This is a genomic window from Desulfomonile tiedjei DSM 6799 (assembly GCF_000266945.1).
GTDB classification, from domain to species: Bacteria; Desulfobacterota; Desulfomonilia; order Desulfomonilales; family Desulfomonilaceae; genus Desulfomonile; species Desulfomonile tiedjei.
The window spans coordinates 1,828,716-1,847,394 of the sequence record NC_018025.1 but is presented as its reverse complement, the minus strand read 5'-3'; the positions used below and the strand labels follow the sequence as shown (position 1 = coordinate 1,847,394).

Genomic DNA, 18,679 nt, shown 5'->3' with positions numbered 1-18,679 from the left:
TATTTTCTGGGACGGATCACTCCGCAGTTTGGTCTACGCCATGTTTCCGATCCTCTGCTAGAATGGCTTGCCTTGCTTTCGCGTACCGGCTTAGCCCTGCCAGTGCTCTCACAGCGCGTTCCGGGCTGGTAAGCACCGGAAAACCTGCATCCTGCAGTTTTCGTATGAACGGTTCATTGCGCGTGCAAAACGATCCTCCTGCAACAGGTTTCCCGAATTTGCCGGAAAGACCTACAACCGCATGACATTGACTGTCAAGGAACTGGTCCGCAAGGATGGTTGCTTGCTCGTGATTTGCCCCGGTGGCCGCCAGGGCTTGCATAACCCTGCCTACCGGGATGAGCAGATACATGAAAAGGCTGTCCACATTATCGTCCTGGAGCAGAATTGACGGCATGGTTTTCGTGTAATCGTTGGGATCCTTGTTGAATGTCAAATCCACGGGATTCCCGATACTTGCCGTATGGGGAACCAGTTCTCTCAGAGCATCGACGGTCTTTGGCGAAAGCGTGGCAAGCTGCAGGCCGTTTCGTTCTGCTGCATCCGCCGCGGCTGCTCCAGGGCCACCGGAATGCGTCAAGATGGCGATGCGATTCCCGTTTGGGAGCGGCTGACTTCCCATGACAAAGCAGAAATCGAACATCTCCTGAATGGAATGGGCTCTGATAATACCGGCCTGTTTCAGGATGCCATCGTACAGAGAGTCCGGCCCCGCCATCGCGCCGGTATGGGACATAGCGGCTTTCTTTCCCGATTCAGACCCGCCTACATAGAACGCGACAATGGGTTTCTTTTTCGATACTTTCCGTGCGACCCGGAAAAACTCGCGGCCGCGCCTGATGCTCTCGATGTACAACGCGATGACTTTCGTATCCGGGCAGCCCCCGAGATATTCCAAACAATCCGCTATATCGACCATGGCTTCGTTGCCGATACTGAATCCCTGGCTGAATCCCATGCCGAAGGTCTCGAGGTGCACGAACATCTGCGTCACGAAGCTCCCGCTCTGGGAGGCGATTCCGATGAATCCCGGTTGAGCGTCGTACGGGAAGAACGTGGTATTGAGCTTCCAGTGGGAGTTAATAACCCCTATGCAGTTGGGTCCGAGGAACACGATGCCGTATTTCCTGGCGATCTCGACCAATCGATCTTGCATCTGTTTGCCTTCAGATCCCATTTCTGCGAATCCGGCGGATACGATGACAACGTACTTTATTCCTCCCTGTCCGCATTCTTCGAGGACTTCAGGCACAACTTTAGTGGGCAGCACAAAAACTGCCAGGTCCGGGACAACGGGAAGGTCCTTTACGTGCCGGTACGCTTTGTACCCCATGATCTCCGTCTCCCTTGGGTGCATAGGAAAGACAGCGCCGGGAAACTTCATAGCAACGAGTTGAGAAAGCTGGACACTCCCCATACCGAGAGGATTGCTTGATGCGCCCCAGAATGCTACACTTTCCGGATGCATCACCTTGTACAGTGGGTTATCTGAATATCCGTTCACGAACAAACCTCCAAGAAACAACTTTTTCATAGCATGCGTTCATTGGGGGTCGGATCGGTCAGTTGAATCCGGACTCAAGAGGGTAAGCAAGAATACGACAAGCCACCACACCAAATATCCGGCAATTACCGAGACCGCAGCTACCGGCCCGAGTGAAATCGATACGAACAGCATGATGTGATCTGATTCGACATAGCCCCCATAGAGCATCAAATAGAGCAGTCCCCAGAAGACTGCGATTGTAACGATTGCTCCAACGATCAAACCTGCCAGGCGTGTACGTGTCATGGTTTGTATGGTATCATCTCTGTGGACGCAAACCTAGTTGATTGGGAGATCAATCGTTTTCTATGAAAGACCGTGAAGTGAATAGTGTTGAAACAGACAGCAATTCTCATGACTTAGAAAAAATACTGGTCCACGTGCAAAAGCCTGCACGATATATCGGAGAAGAAATTAATGCGATTCGAAAGGATGTCAGCAAAGTCAATCTGAGGATCGGACTGTGTTTTCCTGACGTGTACGAAGTGGGAATGTCCCATCTTGGGTTGAAGATCCTGTATTCCATCGTGAACGCCCGGACCGATCTGTACGCTGAAAGAGTTTTCGCTCCGTGGCCCGATATGGAAGACCAGATGAGACGCAACGGTCTCAAACTGGTGACCCTGGAAACCGGAACTCCTGTGGCGGATCTGGATTTGGTGGGTTTTTCTCTTCAATATGAGCTCTGCGCGACTACCGTTTTGCAGATACTCGATCTTGCGGGTATTCCCTTACGAGCGAATGACCGAACATCAGATCATCCGTTCGTGATCGGAGGAGGACCTGTAGCGTTTAATCCGGTTCCTCTGTCACCGTTTTTCGATGCATTCGTCATAGGAGACGGAGAAGAAGCCATCCTGGAAGTCTCGGCAGCTCATTGCGTGTGGAAGCAACGCAATGCCCCGAGAGAAGAACTGCTCCGCATGTGGAAAGAAATTCCCGGAGTATTCGTCCCTTCTCTGCACACACCGAGAGATATTATCCAGCGCCGCGTCACCACCGATCTGGAAAAATCCGATTTTCCTTCAGCCTTCATTGTGCCGTTCTGTGAAACAGTTCACGACCGCATCGGAGTGGAAGTGGCGCGGGGGTGCACACGAGGATGCCGATTCTGTCAGGCCGGGATGATTTACCGGCCGGTTCGAGAAAAATCCGTTCAACGCGTCCTCCATCTGGCCGAGCAGAATCTTCGAAGCACAGGCTGGGAAGAAGTGGCCCTTCTCTCGCTTTCCACCGGGGATCATAGCTGCATTTCAGATCTTATCGGTTGCATGGTGCAGAAATTCGGTTCCGAAAAGATTGCAGTATCGCTCCCGTCGCTGCGTACCGATACCTTCAATACGGACATGGGAGAGCAGATCAGAAGAGTGCGCAAGACCGGTTTTACTCTGGCGCCGGAAGCAGGAACAGAAAGACTGCGAAAAATTATAAACAAAGGGAATACGGAAGAAGACCTGCAACGGGCGATCACTGCCGCATTCGACCTGGGTTGGCAATCGGTAAAGCTCTATTTCATGATCGGACTGCCTCATGAAACGGATGAAGACCTGGATGGAATTGTGACGCTTGTCAGAAAAGCCTTCAAATGGGCAAAAGGAGGCAAAGTAACGGCTTCCATTTCCACGTTCGTGCCCAAAGCACACACTCCTTTTCAATGGGCAGAGCAGATATCCATCGAGGAGACCGTACGCAGACAACAGCACATCAGAAAGAGCTTCGGCAGAGGTAGAATTCAAGTAAAGTTTCACGATCCCAGAGTCTCTTTTCTCGAAGGAGTCTTCGCCCGGGCGGATGAAAAAGTGTCTGATGCGATCGAAATCGCCTTTAGGAAAGGCGCCCGGTTCGATGGATGGGACGATCAACTCAAATTCGATATCTGGATGGATGCATTCAGCGAATCCGGAATCGATCCGGAACGTTATCTCGCTGCACGCGTAAAAGCGGATCCGTTACCCTGGGGGTTCATCCACGGAGGGGTTACTGAAGAATACCTCTCAAAAGAATGCGATAAAGCCCTGAGGGAAGAAAGCACGGTGGATTGCCGCAAAGGATGGTGCCAGGCATGCGGTGTGTGCGATTTCTCCAAATTGGCTCCGACTCTTGCTCCTGATGCTCGCGTCGCTCCCGGAAATACGGAACCGCAGTCGGCGTTGTCCGCTGAAGCATCCGACCGAACCGTTCGCCGATTTCGTCTTCAGTACGGAAAAGTCGGACGAATGCGTTTCCTCGGGCATCAAGATCTCATCAGACTCTTCGAGCGGAGTTTTCGGCGTTCCCGCATGACCCTGGATTTTTCCAACGGTTTCCATCCGCATCCTCGACTCAGGTTCTCTGCTCCTTTAGCTCTTGGCGTGGAAAGTGTTGCGGAATTCCTGGATTTCGATCTCGTGAATGTTGAATTAAAGCCTGATGAAATCATGGTTATCCTGACGAAAAATCTTCCAAACGGGATAACACCCTTAAAATTGCAGGAAATTTTGTTGAACGAACCGCTTCTTTCTGCTAGAATTCGGCAGTTTTCCTACAAAATTAAGTTGTTGGACACACTGGAGCCCGAGCAAGCGCAGGAACGGATCGACCAGTTTTGGAGTGCGCCTGAGTTCCCGCTTGTCAGAAAGCACAAAGGCAAATTCAAGACCAAAGATCTCAAGGAATGGATCAAGCGCTTGGATTTGTCGGACGGTGCTCTCACTGTTACCATCAGGGCAGATGCGTCCGGATCGGTGCATCCTCTGGATGCGGTTGCGGCAGTACTGGGCATAGACAAAGAGCTTGCAAGAGATCTGCACGTTATCAAGACAGATGCAGGAACCCATGAATGTGACTGATACGGCAAGAGCTTCCGCTTTGACAAGTGAAATCGTGATGAATACCACGAAGCGGGAGACGCGTCTGGCCATGATCGAAAGCGGTCAGGTTGTGGAGCTCCACCTCGAACGCAAGGGCGAACGAGGCATTGTAGGAAACATATATAAAGGTCGGGTTATCAAAGTATTGCCGGGAATGCAGGCAGCGTTTGTGGATATTGGACTCCCAAGAGCTGCTTTCCTGTATGTTGGGGACATTCATCATCACATTCACGACCTGGATTTCATGATGAACGAAGAGGAGTCCGAGGCGCAGCAGGAAGAGGAAAACGGCTTACCTGACGGCATTCATGACACTATTCCCTCGTATACCCCAATCGAAGAGTTGATTCAGGAAGGTGAAGACGTCCTGGTGCAGATCTCCAAAGAGCCTCTCGGCAGTAAGGGGGCTCGGATCACTTCGCACATATCCATACCCGGAAGGCATCTCGTGTTCATGCCTACAGTGGATCATATCGGAATATCGCGCAGAATAGAAAATGAAGTGGAACGGCAGCGGCTCAAAGATATTATCGCTGAAATTAAACCGCCGTCCTGCGGCATCATCGTACGAACGGTGAGCGAACACGAGACCCAGGAAAAGCTTCAGGCCGATTTGACGTTTCTTCAGGGCTCATGGGAACGGATCCTGGAAAAGGAAAAGAAAGTCCCAGCCCCCTCACTGATCTACGAAGACCTGGACCTTTGCCTGCGCGGAGTACGAGACCTGTTCACGGAAAACGTATCGCGCCTCATCGTGGATTCTCGTGAATACTATAATCGCGTTATCGAATTCATGGACACGTTCATGCCGTCCCTCAAAGCTCAGGTCGAACTCTATGAGGGTGAGGAGCCCATCTTCGACTATTTCGGTATCGAGATGGAATTGAACAAAGCCCTGGGTCGAAAGGTATGGCTGAAATCAGGCGGGTACATCAACATCGATTTCACCGAGGCGCTGGTGGCCATTGACGTAAATACCGGTCGATTCGTCGGCAAAAGAAATCTCCAGGAAACCATTCTAAAGACGAACCTTGAGGCAGCTCGCGAAATCGCCTACCAATTGCGTCTCAGGAACATCGGTGGAATCATTATCGTGGATTTCATCGATATGGATCGTCCGACGGACCGGGACAAGGTATTCAATGCGCTCCAGGAAGCCCTGCGCAAAGACAAGCAGAAGACGAACATTCTGAAGATCTCCGAACTGGGCCTTGTCCAGATGACCCGAAAACGCACCAGAGAGAGCCTGACTCGCACTCTCTGTGAGCAGTGTCCGTACTGCGAGGGCAAAGGTTTTCTGAAATCGCAAACTACCGTGTGTTATGAAATACTAAGAGCTATCGGCAGAGAGCTGGCGGATGAATATTCCGAATGCCTGCAGGTCACGGCAAATCCCGAAGTGTTGAAGCTCCTGTTCGAGCAGGAGAATGATGAACTCGAAGAAATCCAGAGAAAATACAACACAAAGATCCTGCTGAACCCCGACCCCAACCTGTTCCAGGAACAATACGAGATTACTATTTGTTGATATTCCGAATGACCGGCACGGAGACACGCCCGCTATGGTTCGGCGTCTCTGGTGTGAACCTCGGCTTTGTTTACAGCAACGCCCAAGGCAGAAACTGCCACAGCGAACGATGAAAGTCCCTTTCCGATCGAAGATTAGGAATATTGGTGGGTGCCGTGCCTCCGTGCCGGCACATCTTCAATATGATCAATGATATCGATAGAATGGACCGGCAGGGAGAGACTGTTTCAAAATTCTCGAATACATAACAAATCGTGCCACGATTCGCCATCCTTGATAGGGGTCCCGCGAACACGCGGGATGCCTGCCCTTCCGCAATGACCGGCACGGAGGCCGGTCACTACCGGGCACCCACAAGGGGCGCCCCTACAATAAGGCCGGAAGTTGATGAGAAAATCGTGCCACGATCTGGGATAAATTTCGACTGTTGAGACAGTCTCGGGACGCGGGATAAGCGCCAGAATTTTGAACAATCGTTATAACCATTACGATCGATAACCAGTACTTATCCGGACTTAACTTCCCGAAACTGATTGGTTCTCTTTATTTCTTTGAATACATGCTCTCCCACGTCGCACATGCGCAATATCCCCTGGATTTCTGATTTCTCCCGTACAAAAAGCGAAGGATAATTGCCCATGAGCATGCGATGGATCGCATCAGTAATCAAAGCACCTTTGTGGATCGTCTCTTGCTCGGTTATGGTGCTCATGATCTCTCCGACACTGATTTCAGACAGGTTCTTGCAGAGAGTTTCCAAAGAATGATTCCATAACCTGAAGTTCTCTTTGATCGAAACCACGGATTCGGGGCTGAATCCCAGCCGCGCAAGGCTTCTCATCTCTCCCAGTTGTTTGTACTTCGGCTCCAGTCCGCGCAAAACGTCGAAGTGTCTCAAGCTCCCTACGATCTTATGATTCTTGTCGAATACCAGGACGATTCTGGGACGATAATCCCAGCGTTGAAACATCATACGTGTCGCTTCCATGACCGAGATTGTCTCTCGTAAGGTGGCAGTCTCCGGAACGGTAGCGCACTCCGATAGAGGCAGCATCAGACTTGCGACTCGCAATACAGACATCAAGCACCTCCGGTGAGGGGAATGCCATGCAGTAAGTACATTCTACCACTCGGGTGCGGAGAGTCATGAGAATTTTACTAAAGAAATAAATTAAATGATAAAAGATTTCGTACTGTATTTATTGTGAGTTGTTTCTTCATGTTCTCGGAAGCCCCTTTCCATCGGGACATCCATGAAGATGCCATTTCCACAGTTCATTGCGAACATGGAAATTTCCCGCAACAGATCGAGATTTTCCGAACGTTACGGCAGTGGCCAGTCCGAGTCCGATCACGTTCAAGCTGAGATTCACCGCGATAACAGCCCTTAGAATGCTCTCAGCAACTAATCCGTAATGTTTTCTGAAAAAGAGATACCTCGATCGGTAGAATTCTATTCGCGCATCGGCCCTGTAGGTTTTCGCGGTCGCACCTTGAAGATGAACCGCCTTTGAAGACGGATCGTGTACCACTTTCCACCCGGCTTTTCTCATCCGTACCGCAAGATCCGTTTCCTCGAGGAAGAAGAAATAATTCTCATCAAACTCACCGATTTCTTCGATAGCTTTCCTGCGAATCATCATAACCGCGCCGATCAACGCCTCTACCTGCGTGGAACACTCGAGACGTACTCGTTTTCCCGGAAATCTCCCGGGAAAGAGTCTTTTCAAAAGGCTTCTGTTTAGTGTCTCCGTTGCAAGAGTCGGCACCGCTTCAAACGAAGTCTGGGGAGTTCCGTCGTTATTCAGTAACTGAGGTCCTGCCATGCCGATCTGAGGATCGGCTTTCATGAGATCCAAGAGTCTGCCCGCACACTCCGGCTCCAGCATAGCATCTGTATTGACGAGCATGAGGAATTGCCCCCGGGAGATCCTAAAAGCGCGGTTATTCGCCGCTGCAAACCCAAGATTTCGGCCTGCTTCGATGATTTCCACATCAGGGTACGCATTCCGAACCTGAGCCACGGAATCGTCAGTAGACCCGTTGTCCACCACAATTACCTGGGGAATTTGAGGCAGTCTTGATTGAAAAATGTGATTGAGACAACGAATGAGTAAGGCAGCCGTGTTGCGGTTTACCACGACAAAACTGACAACAGTCTCCCGATTGTAATCCATCTAAATCCTTGAAGAAGTTAAAATTGGGTGGACCTTCTCTGTAAAGAATGTGCCCCCCAATCCCCCTCCAAGAAACTTTTATCATTCACCGGAACGGAGATTTCCGTCCCGGAAATCCGGTTCCGGCGAGTGTCAAAAGTTCTTGAGGTGGGGTTCGGGGAGGAACTTCTTACAAGAAGTTCCTCCCCGATTTTCCTTCAGCCGCCGATGGTATTCATACCGTCGCACATACGTTGGGGTTCACCCGGATGTCCGACCGGTTTGGCGAGAACAGCGGATCGAACGATTTCTGTGAGCTCCGCAGGGGTTGCGCCGTGTCTCAGAGGAGTCTTCACATCGATTTCCGCTGAACCGAGAAGACAGGGTCGTAAGGTTCCTCTCGCCGTCAGCCTCATGCGATTGCACGTGCCGCAGAAATGACCTGTAACCGGATCGATAATTCCAATGCGTCCGGCAGCCCCTTTGAGGGTATACATAGTTGCCGGCCCGTCGAGGGGTTCACGATCCATTATTTTGAGTTCCCCTACTTCTTTCCGGATCATCTCCAAGACCCTGTGGGCGCTGAATGAATCGGGCGAACTCGGTAGGGACTCGGAGCCAAATGGCATGCGTTCGATAAACCTCACGTATACCGGTTCATGGATTGTTAGCCTTGCAAATTCTGCAACATCTGTTTCGTTTATGCCTTGAAGAAGGACCACATTAATCTTTACCGGAGAAAAACCTACAGCAAGAGCCTCCCGGATCCCTTTCAGGACAAGCTCCAGCTTGTCGGACCCCGTAATTCTCCTGAAGTTTTCCCTATCCATGGAATCGAGGCTTACGTTTACTCTTTTGAGTCCGGCAGCCCGAAGATCCTTGGCCATGGAAGCAAGCAGAACCCCGTTGGTAGTCAAACCGACATCTTCTATGCCCTTCATTGCCGCCAGTCTCGCGATAAATTCCCGAACACCGCGACGGACGAGAGGCTCACCTCCGGTGACCCGTATCTTCTTTATGCCAAGATCCCGGAAAATGCCGACTATCGCGAGGATTTCTTCATATCGGAGGATCTCTTCGTGGGTAACGAGGGGGACACCTTCAGGGGGACGGCAATAGATGCATCGAAGATTGCACAGGTCCGTTATGGAAACTCGAAGGTATTGAATCGTACGTCCGTACGCATCCATTAAACTATTTGACATAACATTCCCCACAACTAACGGGAAACCTAACGCATTTCGGCAGGGACCGGTAACCCGATTGTATTGTCGCTCATATGTTGCCCCTCCGGTCACTCATTATAATAGTGGTATCCTCACGAAATTCAAGTACGAGGCCGGGATGTAAACGGAAAACCATGAAAAGAGGAATCTCGGGATCACAGTTTGGCAATCAGATCGACAATGGAGCCCGGATCTTTGCCGAACAGACGGATCATGGCAACTTTTCCGACTGCTCCCCTATCGAAAATAGCGTCCGGAACCCGTCCCAGCTCTTCCATGACATCTTGCACACCCCAGGCCAACGTGCTGCCCTCCTCTTCCTGAAGATCCGGAGGCGTGCGATTCCGATCGAATTCCGCCACGGTGAATCCAAGTGAGCGGATCCTCCTCACCAGGACGTCCGAGAAAGCGATATTCATGGCTGCGCGTCTTTCCGGGTCGTAATCCATTGCGGCAAGCACGAGATGATGAATTTGCCGGGATGCTCCGAATTTCGCGCCGGTCATGGTAGCCACCGTGTGAATCATCCGGATGATCCTACCCGGAAAGGATGCAACGTCTTCCACGGATTCCGCGAAGGGAATGGCATAGGCAAGATTGGATTGAACTTCAGGAATCAAATGTCCTATGTTGAGCCGTTTCAGTCGTTCCAGTGCTTTGTCCAGTTCCTCAATTGTCTGAGTCCTGGCCATTTCCCGGGTAATTGAGGCCAGATGGTTTGTCGGGCCGATGCCACTGCCGATCCTCAGAGAAAATCTGAGAGCACGGTACAGGTACCGTTTGGCCTGATCGATGGATTCCATGAGAGGAAGCCCTCGTCCCATGAGTGTGGCAATTGCGGAAGCAAGCGTACATCCCGTACCGTGCGTGTGTCGGGTCCGCACCCTTTGTGTCGCAAACTCATAATACTGCGAACCGTCATGAAGAACGTCCACAGGAGAGTCCTGTAGATGGCCTCCTTTTACGAGTACATATTTGGGGCCCATCTTCTGGAGCTTTTTTCCGGCCTTGATCATGTCCGAGACGGTGGTCACGCTCTTTCCGGTCAGAGCTTCAGCTTCAGGAATGTTAGGTGTCAGCAGATACGTCATGGGAAACAGCTTATCAACAAGTCTGGAAATGCCTTCTTTTTCCAGAAGCTCTTTTCCGCTTTCCGAAACCAGAACAGGGTCCACAACGAGTTTGTCGATCTTATATTTGGAGAGAATTTCTGCAACAACAGAGACTATATCCGCATTGGCCAACATGCCCGTCTTTACTGCGTCTGCTCCTATGTCGCTCAGCACTGATTCAAGTTGAAGTGCTACAAAATCCGGATCCATGGGAACGATTCCCTGAATTCCCATGGTGTTTTGGGCTGTGACAGCGGTAATCACGCTCATGCCATAGCCGCCGAGTGAGAGAATTGTTTTCAGATCTCCCTGAATACCCGATCCGCCACCGGAATCAGAACCTGCAATGGTGAGAATTTTTTGCATAGCATCCCCACTACACTCGTGTATGCTCCCGATCGATACACAGATTCACAATTAAGAGGATAAGACCGAGAACCCTTTCTCTTCAATATTCCTCGTAGCAATTTGCATTCAAAATCCCTCCATTCTCCTCTTTAATAAAGGGGGTTAGAGGGGATTTTCATCCAACTTTGAAAGCAAATTGGTACCACATCTTATCACTCGAAAGCGCGTCGGTTTGAATGCGCATACTTTCTCGTGATTCTCTGAATGACCTCGCAATTTTCTCGACAAGAGAAAAATCTCAAGACGTTGCTGTGCCACCTACCGGCACGCTCTCATTAATCTTGCCGACATCTTTGGCTTACGATCTATTGAAGGAGGTCCGGTTAGATCGGTCGGATCGACCTCGCGAGTCAATCATCGCCGGTTTGCGTTCAAGAACGATCTCGAAACATCTCTTTCGGCAAAAACCATTCAACCACAGACAGAGGCGACCTTGTCAGACCTGTGCCACGTAAACCGTGTACGATCTCCACAAGCTTCGATCCGTCCGGACCAATCCATCCATTGTGAGTGACTTTATCACATGCTGGCAGGCGAACAAAAGTATCTTTCTACACTTAGAAATTGAAGAATTCCGAGAACAGGATGACCTCTCGCTCTTTTCGGGGATTTTCGGATTCTTCTTCAGCAACGGGTTCGTTCCATTCTACTTCGAGCACTTCGGGAATCCCTGTGTCCGGCGTCGCGAGGACAGCGTAAACCGTATCACGCGGAATCTCAGGAAGAGTCGGAACTACAATTTCGTCGTCCCACTCGACAGTCAATTCTTCAGGTATTTCGGGGGCGATCTGAGCTTCAAGCGTCGCATCCTCTTGACGCTCGTCATCAGACACAATCCAGTACTCATCTTGAGTTACGAGCAGTTCCGTAACCGGTCCTAAATCGATGCTTTTCCAGGAGCTTCCTGAATCTATTTCGGGCTGCACCGAATCTACCCGGATACAATAATCGGGAAAGATAATCTCTTCTTCTTCACAATTCTCAGGTTCTTCCGATGCGATTTCCACAAGTGTGTCATCGGCTGCTCTGTAATCCGACACTTCTACGTCCTCGTCTTCAAGAACCCAGCATTCTTCTTCACCTATGACAAGAGATTCTGTTTCATCCACAGGAGCGAAAGCGGTCGGTTGTTCGTCGATGTCAACCGCTTCGAGCAACAGCATGTCCTTTTCGGGTTCGGACGGGATTGTCTCTTCGACACGGCATTCAGGAATAGCTTCGAAGATTGGTTCCATGGTGCGGTCGTCTTCTGACCACTCCAACAAAGCGCTCATGCGCTCCTCTGCCAAATACGGCTCAGTGTCTGCACGATCCGGTTCGACCTTCTCCGGCCCCTGACAAAAATACTCTTCAGAAGGGCATTCCGCTTCTTTTTCGATCTCGGGCGTTTGCTGCTCCTGAGTATTCTTCGGATTCGGATCTTGGCAAGGCAAACCGAACGTATCGGGCATCGGCGCGAAGACAAGTTGAGGCGGACACAGGAGTTCGCTGTATACCTCAGAGCTTTCGTGCTCCCGGTCCACATCATACGATGGAGGGAGATTTGTCACGGGAACCAGCTTAGCCACGGCTAAGGGGGACAAGACTGAAGGAGGAATCGCATGAGCGGCAGCAACAACCGCTGGACTGACGGGCTCGGGTGATTTCTCGATAAATTCTTCTTCCGTCTTTTGCTCCGGAATTACAATGGGTGTCAAGGACTTCTTATCGACGGTGCTTGGTGTCCGTGATGAATGATCGTCCGGCGCATCGTACGTATTCTCGCGACGTGCGAAGATGAGATAAGCTGCAGCGAAGAGCAAGAGAAGGAGTCCGGGAATTATCACGGACGCACGCCGAACAGGAGATCCGGAGCTGTTCGGAACCATTTTCAACATCCATCCCGGACTTTCCAGGGATACCTCTATAGCCTGAAGACCTGACCACCAGCTATTGTAGATTCGGTTACGGTTCTCGGCAATCTGCCGCACATCGGAACTGACGCCCGAAATCGGAACAAGAGAAGCCGATCCCTTGTCTTTTTCGTGATTCAGAATATTTTCCAGTGTACTCCGGCCGAATCTGCTTCTCGAATACCAAAGAGTCCCGTCGGAATTTCGATGCCGACATGTTATAAAAAAGCTGTCATTCTCCGGGTCATCCCGAAGAAGGCCGGTATTTCCTGTCCGAGCATCCAAGTTGAAAAGGGCCTCTCTGATATCCAATGGAGCGAGATTGCCCTTGGAAAGAGCAACTTCCCCGACGATTGCCAGAATCTCTCCCCTGTGATTCATGACCTCGAGGCTTATGAAATCGGAAAAACGGTTTTCTATGTGCTTTACCAAGGCCTCCAATTGTGCCGAATCCAAGATTTTTTCGAGATGCTGATCGTTTACAGCGGACGAAATCAGGGTAGACCTGACTTTTATGACAGAGTCGATTTGTCTCGCAAGAGCATTTGCGCGATCCGAAATTAATCCTGCACGAAGCGGAGCAATGGTCCCGAAATGAATAGCGAATGCGGCTATAAGCCAAGCCGCTGACGACCCAATGAGAATGGCAAGAATAAGCCGCCAACCGTACATCGAACGGATCGACTCTGCTGATATGCTCCATCTGAAAAGTTTGCTGCTCATGCCATGACCGCTTTCGTTGAATCCATTGCATAAGGCTTGACAATGCCGGGTCTGGGTGAATAATTATAAACGACCGATCAGCGATCCTCTCTTGAGGGAAAGGAGGCTCCCTTGAAAAGATTCATGGTTCCAAGGGTTAGTCACTGCAAAGAAGGATGCCAAACCCCGTCCCGGGCATGACGTTAAACTGCTTGGCAACCGAATTCGAGCCGGTACAACATGAGTAACGGCTCCAGTTCGGATTCCTCAGATTCGATAACGGGCTATACCCGCTTGTCTCTCTGGTGTAACGAACCGATCTGCCGCATCCGTTTTCCGGAGGATACAGCAGGCATTGGAAGGTTCGCCGCAGTGTGTATACCAGAAAAATGAGCTTAAATCAATAATAATTCCAAAATGCAGGCTGCATTTAATCTTTTTTTAGTTTAAGATTTTGTCTTAATTTCCCATAATGTATCACTTCTTTATATTTTTCATGCGCCGGTGCCGCCGGCTTCAACAACCCGCCCCTGGCATGACTTTCTTCTATTATCCCGCAGACTCGGAGGACTTGTTTTGAACGAAATGCTTATTAGAAAACTGAAACCCGCGCCTATCCTCGTTGCGGGAGACGTTATGGTAGATGAATACATTATTGGGGATGTGGAACGCATTTCGCCGGAATCTCCCGTTCCGGTTCTCGTGGCCAGAGATCGTCTGCGGAAGCCGGGTGGAGCGGGCAATGTGGTTCAGAATATTGTCACAATGGGAGGAGAAGTCGCTCTTTTTGCCACGGTCGGAAAGGACAACCCCGGAAAGTGGTTCAAGAATTATTGCGAGCACATAGGTGTGGAAAGTTTTTGGGTGAAAGAAGATGCCTCTCGTCCGACCACGATCAAGACTCGGGTGGTAGCTCGGAATCAACAGATTGTGCGTATCGACGAAGAACATGTGGGGCCGCTTCCCACAGAGCTTGAAAATCTGATAGTCAAGGAAATCGGCTCTGCCATCACCCAGGTGAGAGCAGTGGTTATATCGGATTATGGAAAGGGGTTTCTCACTCCGCGTATCCTGGAAGCCCTTATTTCAGGTGCGAGAGCACAGGGGATTCCCATCATCGTCGATCCCAAAGGCATGGATTTCCGGCGATACAGAGGGGCCACATACATCACACCCAATTTGAAGGAAGCTTCTCTCGCTTCCGGAATAGAGATCCATTCTGAAGAATCGCTTGTAAACGCGGGCAAGGCGCTCCTGGAGCAGGCAGACGTTCAGGCTGTAATTATCACACGCGGGAGAGACGGAAGTACTCTGGTCACCCGGAAGAAGGCGCAGGATTTTTCAGCCCGTCAGGTGGAAATTGTGGACGTTACCGGCGCTGGAGACACGGTGATTGCTACCATGGCCCTTGCGGTTGCAAACGGATTGTCCATTGAAAGTGCGGCCGGCCTTGCGAATCTTGCGGCGTCTCTCGTGGTGGCCCGTTTTGGAGCAGCTTCCGTGACCCTGGATGAGATGGTCGATTCTCTCAACGGCCAGGTTCGGGACAATAAGTGCATCTCCTTCGAGGACATTTCGTCCGTATTGCGCAACCACCGTATCGCAGGTCACAAAATCGTTTTCACCAACGGTTGTTTTGACCTGTTCCATGCCGGGCATCTGGATCTCCTGAGGCAGACATCTTCTCTCGGCGAAGTTACAGTTGTTGGGATCAACTCCGACGAATCCGTGCGGCGGCTGAAAGGACCGAGCCGGCCGATCATCGCACTCCCGGATCGCATTGCAGTTCTGGCTGCATTAAATTTCGTCGATTACATCGTACCTTTTTCGGAAGATACCCCGCTCAAACTCATTCAGGAAGTTCAGCCTGACGTGCTGGTCAAAGGGGAAGACTGGGCCGGCAAAGAAGTCGTGGGCTCAGATGTGGTCAATGCCCGGGGCGGTAGAGTGCAGTTCGCAAAGTTTGTCCCCGGAATTTCCACAACATCGCTCATTAAGAAAATTCGAGGCGAAGGCTGAGCCTTTGCTTCTTTAACGTCTGTTGGGACGCTGCCTTTGTCGCGGACGATCCCGTCGGCGGTCCTCTTCTTGAGGCCGTGCCGGTCGCGGCGGCCTTTTAATATCCTCCACCGCCACACCCAACAGTCCGCCCCGAACCACCGTAGTGGTGATCTCGTTGTTGTTCATCACGCTGATGGTAACCTGATCCGCCCGGGCGAAATCCTCGACGAGCTTCTTGAAACCTATTACCCGGAAACCGGTCTCTCCGGCATATTCTACTATAAGATCGCCTTTGACTATTCCGGCCCGATCTGCAATCCCGCCCTTTTTCACTTCATCCACTTTCACGCCCGGAGACGTTTCAAGTTCCTGCAGGCGACCCAAGATGACGCGAGCGCTGTTGAAATCCCCTATCTTTCTGAATTCCGCGAGAGATTGGGTATATAATTCCTTGCTCTTGTACGTGCGGTTCCTTTCTGCATACAATCCGGCAAGTGTGGCCTTGACCCTTGGGATCCACTTCTGATCCTCACGTCGTTCATACAGTTTGAGGGCCTCCTCCAGGTCTCTGATTGCCTGATCCCATTGCTGCTGTTGTGCAGCAAACATGGCTTCCCGGAACAGGCGAAGCCCATCTTCTTCGCTGGGTGGCAAAGTTGCTTGAGAAGACCGGGTTCCGCGGTCGTCGGACCGCGCAGCGAGATCGGTCTTAAGCTGATTCTCGTCCTCCAGGACTACCCTGAAACCAAGATTGAAAAAACTCATCTCCGGGCCCGAGAATCCTCTGAAAGCGCATCTGCAGTCAGCGGGACTTGCATACCAGTTTCCGCCTTTGTTGATTCTCGATGTTCCCGAAGCGGGGCCCTTCGGATCCTCTATAGGAGACGTTTCGTAATAATTACGCTCGTACCGGTCTTCCACCCATTCCATGACATTGCCTTCCATGTCGTAGAGGCCCAGCCCATTCGGGGGGAAACTTCCGACAGGAGATACGTATTCGTACCCGTCATTCACGGTTGTCATGCTCTCGGGGAGTTTCGGGTTACCGTCTCCGAAATTCAGATCCCTATCTCCCGGAAGCCTGTCTCCCCAGGGAAACCGGACCCACGCGGAGCCACCTCTGCACCCCATTTCCCATTCAGCTTCTGTGGGAAGTCTGTACGTCCGCTTTTCTTTTCGGCTCAGCCAGCGGCAGAACGCTTGCGCGTCATTCCAGGATATAAAGACCGCCGGCTGATCGTCTGCGATCTGCCAGGGGACATTGTCCCACTTCATACCTTTCTGAGGTACCCAGCGCTCCTCCTTCTTGCTATAGATCATGCCTCCGTCGCCTTTTTCGGCATCCGTCTTATGGTTTGTCTCTTTAACAAATTGGCGGAACTGACCTACCGTGATCTCGGTGGAATTCATGTAGAAGGGTTTGGTTATGCGTACGGGATGGAGGGGCAATTCGTCCTGAAACCACTGTTTATGTCCTTCTCTCCATATTTTCTTGAAGGTAAGTCGTATCCAGTCCATTTCTTGCTTGGGACTCCCCATCATGTACTCGGAAGCGGGAATACGGACGAGTTTCATTCCTATTGAATTGGTTAGAGTAATCCGTTCCGACGATTTCGGCAGGGCGTTCTTGAGCCCGCGAATTGCTTCAGCCCACTCTGCACAGTCCTGAGGTGCATTCACGGACTCGCACTGTTTTAGCGCGTTATTCACAGCTTCTCTGGCGCGAGCAGTCTCCCCTTTCCCCAGGAGTTCTCCTGCGCTGCGGATTTGCTCTGCAACGGAATCGGGCCGGAATCCAGCCGAGATTTCTTCACCGGCCTTGGCAGGATGTGTCGGCGACCAGGAATCCTTGGTATCACTCAATAGAGAAGTCTGAACATTCAGGTAATCGAGAGAAGCTGAGCCCTGTGGGTAAGCGCTTGCCGGGACGCAGAATAGAATTATGCACCCCCAAGAGACTATCCTTCGTGTAAGACAGTTTCTTACGAATTGTTTACGTACCTGAAGTAGCGATAAAGCTTGTGTCAGACTATGTTTTTGGATCATTGCGAAAATTTCCTTGACAACAAATGAAATTAGGAGAATCCTAGCAGACAACTTGGGTGAGTCAAGTCTTTTGGATGTACACGTTACAGGCACTCGCACCAAGGGCTTTATAACGGAAAAATGATTTGACAAAAGCATTTTTTCGTGGTAGCGAATAGGTAAATCTTTTGCATTAATACGAGGGAGTAACTGTTTTCGATTTAGAGAACAGAGAATGTGACGTTTATTCCATGAGGAGGTTTCATTTAAATGAAAAGATTTGCAGTGGCGCTTGCGGTTGTCGGTATGGTTACGCTGTTCGCATCATTTGCTGTGGGCTTCTACGCATGGGCCCCCTATTCTTCTTGGGGTGGCGCTAGCAGCTCATCCAGCGGCTATCAACCGGCAAGTTCCTCAAGCAGCGGTTACTGGCCTGCGGCATCCAGCAGCAGCAGCGGCTACAACTACAATTGTATGCCCGCATCCAGCAGCAGCAGCGGCTACAACTACAATTGTATGCCCGCATCCAGCAGCAGCAGCGGCTACAATTATTGCTGCGTGCCTGCATCCAGCAGCAGCAGCGGTTATTGGCCGGCTTCTTCTTCCAGCAGCGGATACTATCCTGCAAGCAGCTCATCCAGCGGCTGGTTCTAAAAAGATTTAAACCGAACACCATTGGTGGTCGCAACTGAACGAGGCGATTAATCCCTCAGGGGTAATCGCCTCGCGCATTTTACAGCCAGGAAAAATGCACGTAATTCTCTTCCGTTTTGCAGCCAGATTTGCCATTCTCGTAACGATGGCCCTCTTTCTAACCGCTTGTTTGGGACAGTCCAATGCACCTCAGCGAAGCGATCAAGGAATCGCTTTGGCAGGGATTTGGGATCTGAAAGCTCGTGTCGAAAACGAGGCGGAAAACCCGGTAACTCAGAGATTCATGAGGTTAGCCTTTAATCCCGACGGGACATTCCGCGCCGAGTATCGCGGGGACGAATCGCAAAAATGGGTTCGAGCAGGCCAGGGAGGCTTTTCTTTCCGGCCGCCGGTCCTGAATATGCATTGGGATTCCGGCGCGATTTCGACGCTGCTGGTCCAAAACAGCGATCCCGATCGCATGGTGCTGCATCATGGTCGAAATATGGTCCCACTTGCGGAACAAGATCCTGATGAAGTATTTGTAAAGCTCAAATCGGATAAGGGGCCTACACGATAGCTGCTATTCTGTAATACGCTT

The 18,679-nt window shown here is 50.9% G+C and carries 13 protein-coding genes; 5 read left to right on the top strand and 8 right to left on the bottom strand.

What is annotated here, in order from left to right:
- Positions 1-16: 16 nt before the first annotated feature.
- Complete coding sequence (locus DESTI_RS07735; protein WP_014809406.1) at positions 17-1,504, bottom strand: acetate--CoA ligase family protein; 1,488 nt, start codon at positions 1,502-1,504, stop codon at positions 17-19.
- A gap of 39 nt (positions 1,505-1,543) precedes the next feature.
- Positions 1,544-1,792, bottom strand: a complete 249-nt coding sequence (locus tag DESTI_RS07730; protein ID WP_014809405.1) for a hypothetical protein — start codon at positions 1,790-1,792, stop codon at positions 1,544-1,546.
- A 62-nt stretch (positions 1,793-1,854) separates the two neighbouring features.
- Between DESTI_RS07730 and DESTI_RS07725 the strand changes: the two genes are divergently transcribed.
- Together DESTI_RS07725 and DESTI_RS07720 are read left to right on the top strand one after the other, a co-directional pair.
- Complete coding sequence (locus DESTI_RS07725; protein ID WP_014809404.1) at positions 1,855-4,374, top strand: TIGR03936 family radical SAM-associated protein; 2,520 nt, start codon at positions 1,855-1,857, stop codon at positions 4,372-4,374.
- Positions 4,361-5,923, top strand: a complete 1,563-nt coding sequence (locus DESTI_RS07720) for an Rne/Rng family ribonuclease (protein WP_014809403.1) — start codon at positions 4,361-4,363, stop codon at positions 5,921-5,923. Before DESTI_RS07725 ends, DESTI_RS07720 begins: the two co-directional genes overlap by 14 nt.
- A gap of 505 nt (positions 5,924-6,428) precedes the next feature.
- Here DESTI_RS07720 and DESTI_RS07715 read toward each other — a convergent pair.
- The 5 genes from DESTI_RS07715 to DESTI_RS07695 form a co-directional block, all read right to left on the bottom strand.
- The gene (locus tag DESTI_RS07715) at positions 6,429-7,004 is read right to left on the bottom strand and encodes a CBS domain-containing protein (RefSeq protein ID WP_014809402.1); all 576 of its coding nucleotides are present in this window, start codon (positions 7,002-7,004) and stop codon (positions 6,429-6,431) included.
- 136 nt (positions 7,005-7,140) lie between these two features.
- Positions 7,141-8,100, bottom strand: coding sequence for a glycosyltransferase family 2 protein (locus DESTI_RS07710; RefSeq protein ID WP_014809401.1), 960 nt, complete (start codon positions 8,098-8,100; stop codon positions 7,141-7,143).
- A gap of 197 nt (positions 8,101-8,297) precedes the next feature.
- Positions 8,298-9,284 carry a GTP 3',8-cyclase MoaA gene (moaA, locus tag DESTI_RS07705; RefSeq protein WP_014809400.1) on the bottom strand — a complete coding sequence of 329 codons (987 nt, stop codon included), beginning with the start codon at positions 9,282-9,284 and terminating at the stop codon, positions 8,298-8,300.
- A 176-nt stretch (positions 9,285-9,460) separates the two neighbouring features.
- Entirely contained in the window at positions 9,461-10,783 is a 1,323-nt protein-coding gene (thiD, locus tag DESTI_RS07700; protein ID WP_014809399.1) for a bifunctional hydroxymethylpyrimidine kinase/phosphomethylpyrimidine kinase, read from the bottom strand.
- Between the two features lie 599 nt (positions 10,784-11,382).
- Positions 11,383-13,440 carry a hypothetical protein gene (locus tag DESTI_RS07695; RefSeq protein WP_041286043.1) on the bottom strand — a complete coding sequence of 686 codons (2,058 nt, stop codon included), beginning with the start codon at positions 13,438-13,440 and terminating at the stop codon, positions 11,383-11,385.
- Positions 13,441-14,004: 564 nt separating this feature from the next.
- Between DESTI_RS07695 and rfaE1 the strand changes: the two genes are divergently transcribed.
- On the top strand, positions 14,005-15,438 hold the full coding sequence (rfaE1, locus tag DESTI_RS07690) for a D-glycero-beta-D-manno-heptose-7-phosphate kinase (RefSeq protein ID WP_041286891.1): 1,434 nt from the start codon (positions 14,005-14,007) through the stop codon (positions 15,436-15,438).
- 12 nt (positions 15,439-15,450) lie between these two features.
- On the opposite strand, the gene DESTI_RS28575 is transcribed toward rfaE1, so the two are convergent.
- Positions 15,451-17,466 (bottom strand): SUMF1/EgtB/PvdO family nonheme iron enzyme, encoded by a 2,016-nt coding sequence (locus DESTI_RS28575; RefSeq protein WP_014809396.1) that lies wholly within the window; start codon positions 17,464-17,466, stop codon positions 15,451-15,453.
- A gap of 249 nt (positions 17,467-17,715) precedes the next feature.
- On the opposite strand from DESTI_RS28575, the gene DESTI_RS07680 reads away from it, so the two are divergent.
- On the top strand, positions 17,716-18,099 hold the full coding sequence (locus DESTI_RS07680) for a hypothetical protein (protein ID WP_014809395.1): 384 nt from the start codon (positions 17,716-17,718) through the stop codon (positions 18,097-18,099).
- Between the two features lie 94 nt (positions 18,100-18,193).
- Positions 18,194-18,658 carry a hypothetical protein gene (locus DESTI_RS07675; RefSeq protein ID WP_014809394.1) on the top strand — a complete coding sequence of 155 codons (465 nt, stop codon included), beginning with the start codon at positions 18,194-18,196 and terminating at the stop codon, positions 18,656-18,658.
- Positions 18,659-18,679: the final 21 nt, after the last annotated feature.

What these genes read in the sequence shown, in the direction of transcription:
- DESTI_RS07725 (WP_014809404.1), top strand. Translation starts at nt 1,855, where the DNA reads ATGAAAGACCGTGAAGTGAATAGTGTTGAAACAGACAGCAATTCTCAT.
- DESTI_RS07720 (WP_014809403.1), top strand. Translation starts at nt 4,361, where the DNA reads ATGAATGTGACTGATACGGCAAGAGCTTCCGCTTTGACAAGTGAAATC.
- DESTI_RS28575 (WP_014809396.1), bottom strand. Translation starts at nt 17,466, where the DNA reads ATGATCCAAAAACATAGTCTGACACAAGCTTTATCGCTACTTCAGGTA.
- DESTI_RS07695 (WP_041286043.1), bottom strand. Translation starts at nt 13,440, where the DNA reads ATGAGCAGCAAACTTTTCAGATGGAGCATATCAGCAGAGTCGATCCGT.
- moaA (WP_014809400.1), bottom strand. Translation starts at nt 9,284, where the DNA reads ATGTCAAATAGTTTAATGGATGCGTACGGACGTACGATTCAATACCTT.
- rfaE1 (WP_041286891.1), top strand. Translation starts at nt 14,005, where the DNA reads ATGCTTATTAGAAAACTGAAACCCGCGCCTATCCTCGTTGCGGGAGAC.
- DESTI_RS07730 (WP_014809405.1), bottom strand. Translation starts at nt 1,792, where the DNA reads ATGACACGTACACGCCTGGCAGGTTTGATCGTTGGAGCAATCGTTACA.
- DESTI_RS07710 (WP_014809401.1), bottom strand. Translation starts at nt 8,100, where the DNA reads ATGGATTACAATCGGGAGACTGTTGTCAGTTTTGTCGTGGTAAACCGC.
- thiD (WP_014809399.1), bottom strand. Translation starts at nt 10,783, where the DNA reads ATGCAAAAAATTCTCACCATTGCAGGTTCTGATTCCGGTGGCGGATCG.
- DESTI_RS07715 (WP_014809402.1), bottom strand. Translation starts at nt 7,004, where the DNA reads ATGTCTGTATTGCGAGTCGCAAGTCTGATGCTGCCTCTATCGGAGTGC.
- DESTI_RS07680 (WP_014809395.1), top strand. Translation starts at nt 17,716, where the DNA reads ATGAAAAGATTTGCAGTGGCGCTTGCGGTTGTCGGTATGGTTACGCTG.
- DESTI_RS07675 (WP_014809394.1), top strand. Translation starts at nt 18,194, where the DNA reads ATGCACGTAATTCTCTTCCGTTTTGCAGCCAGATTTGCCATTCTCGTA.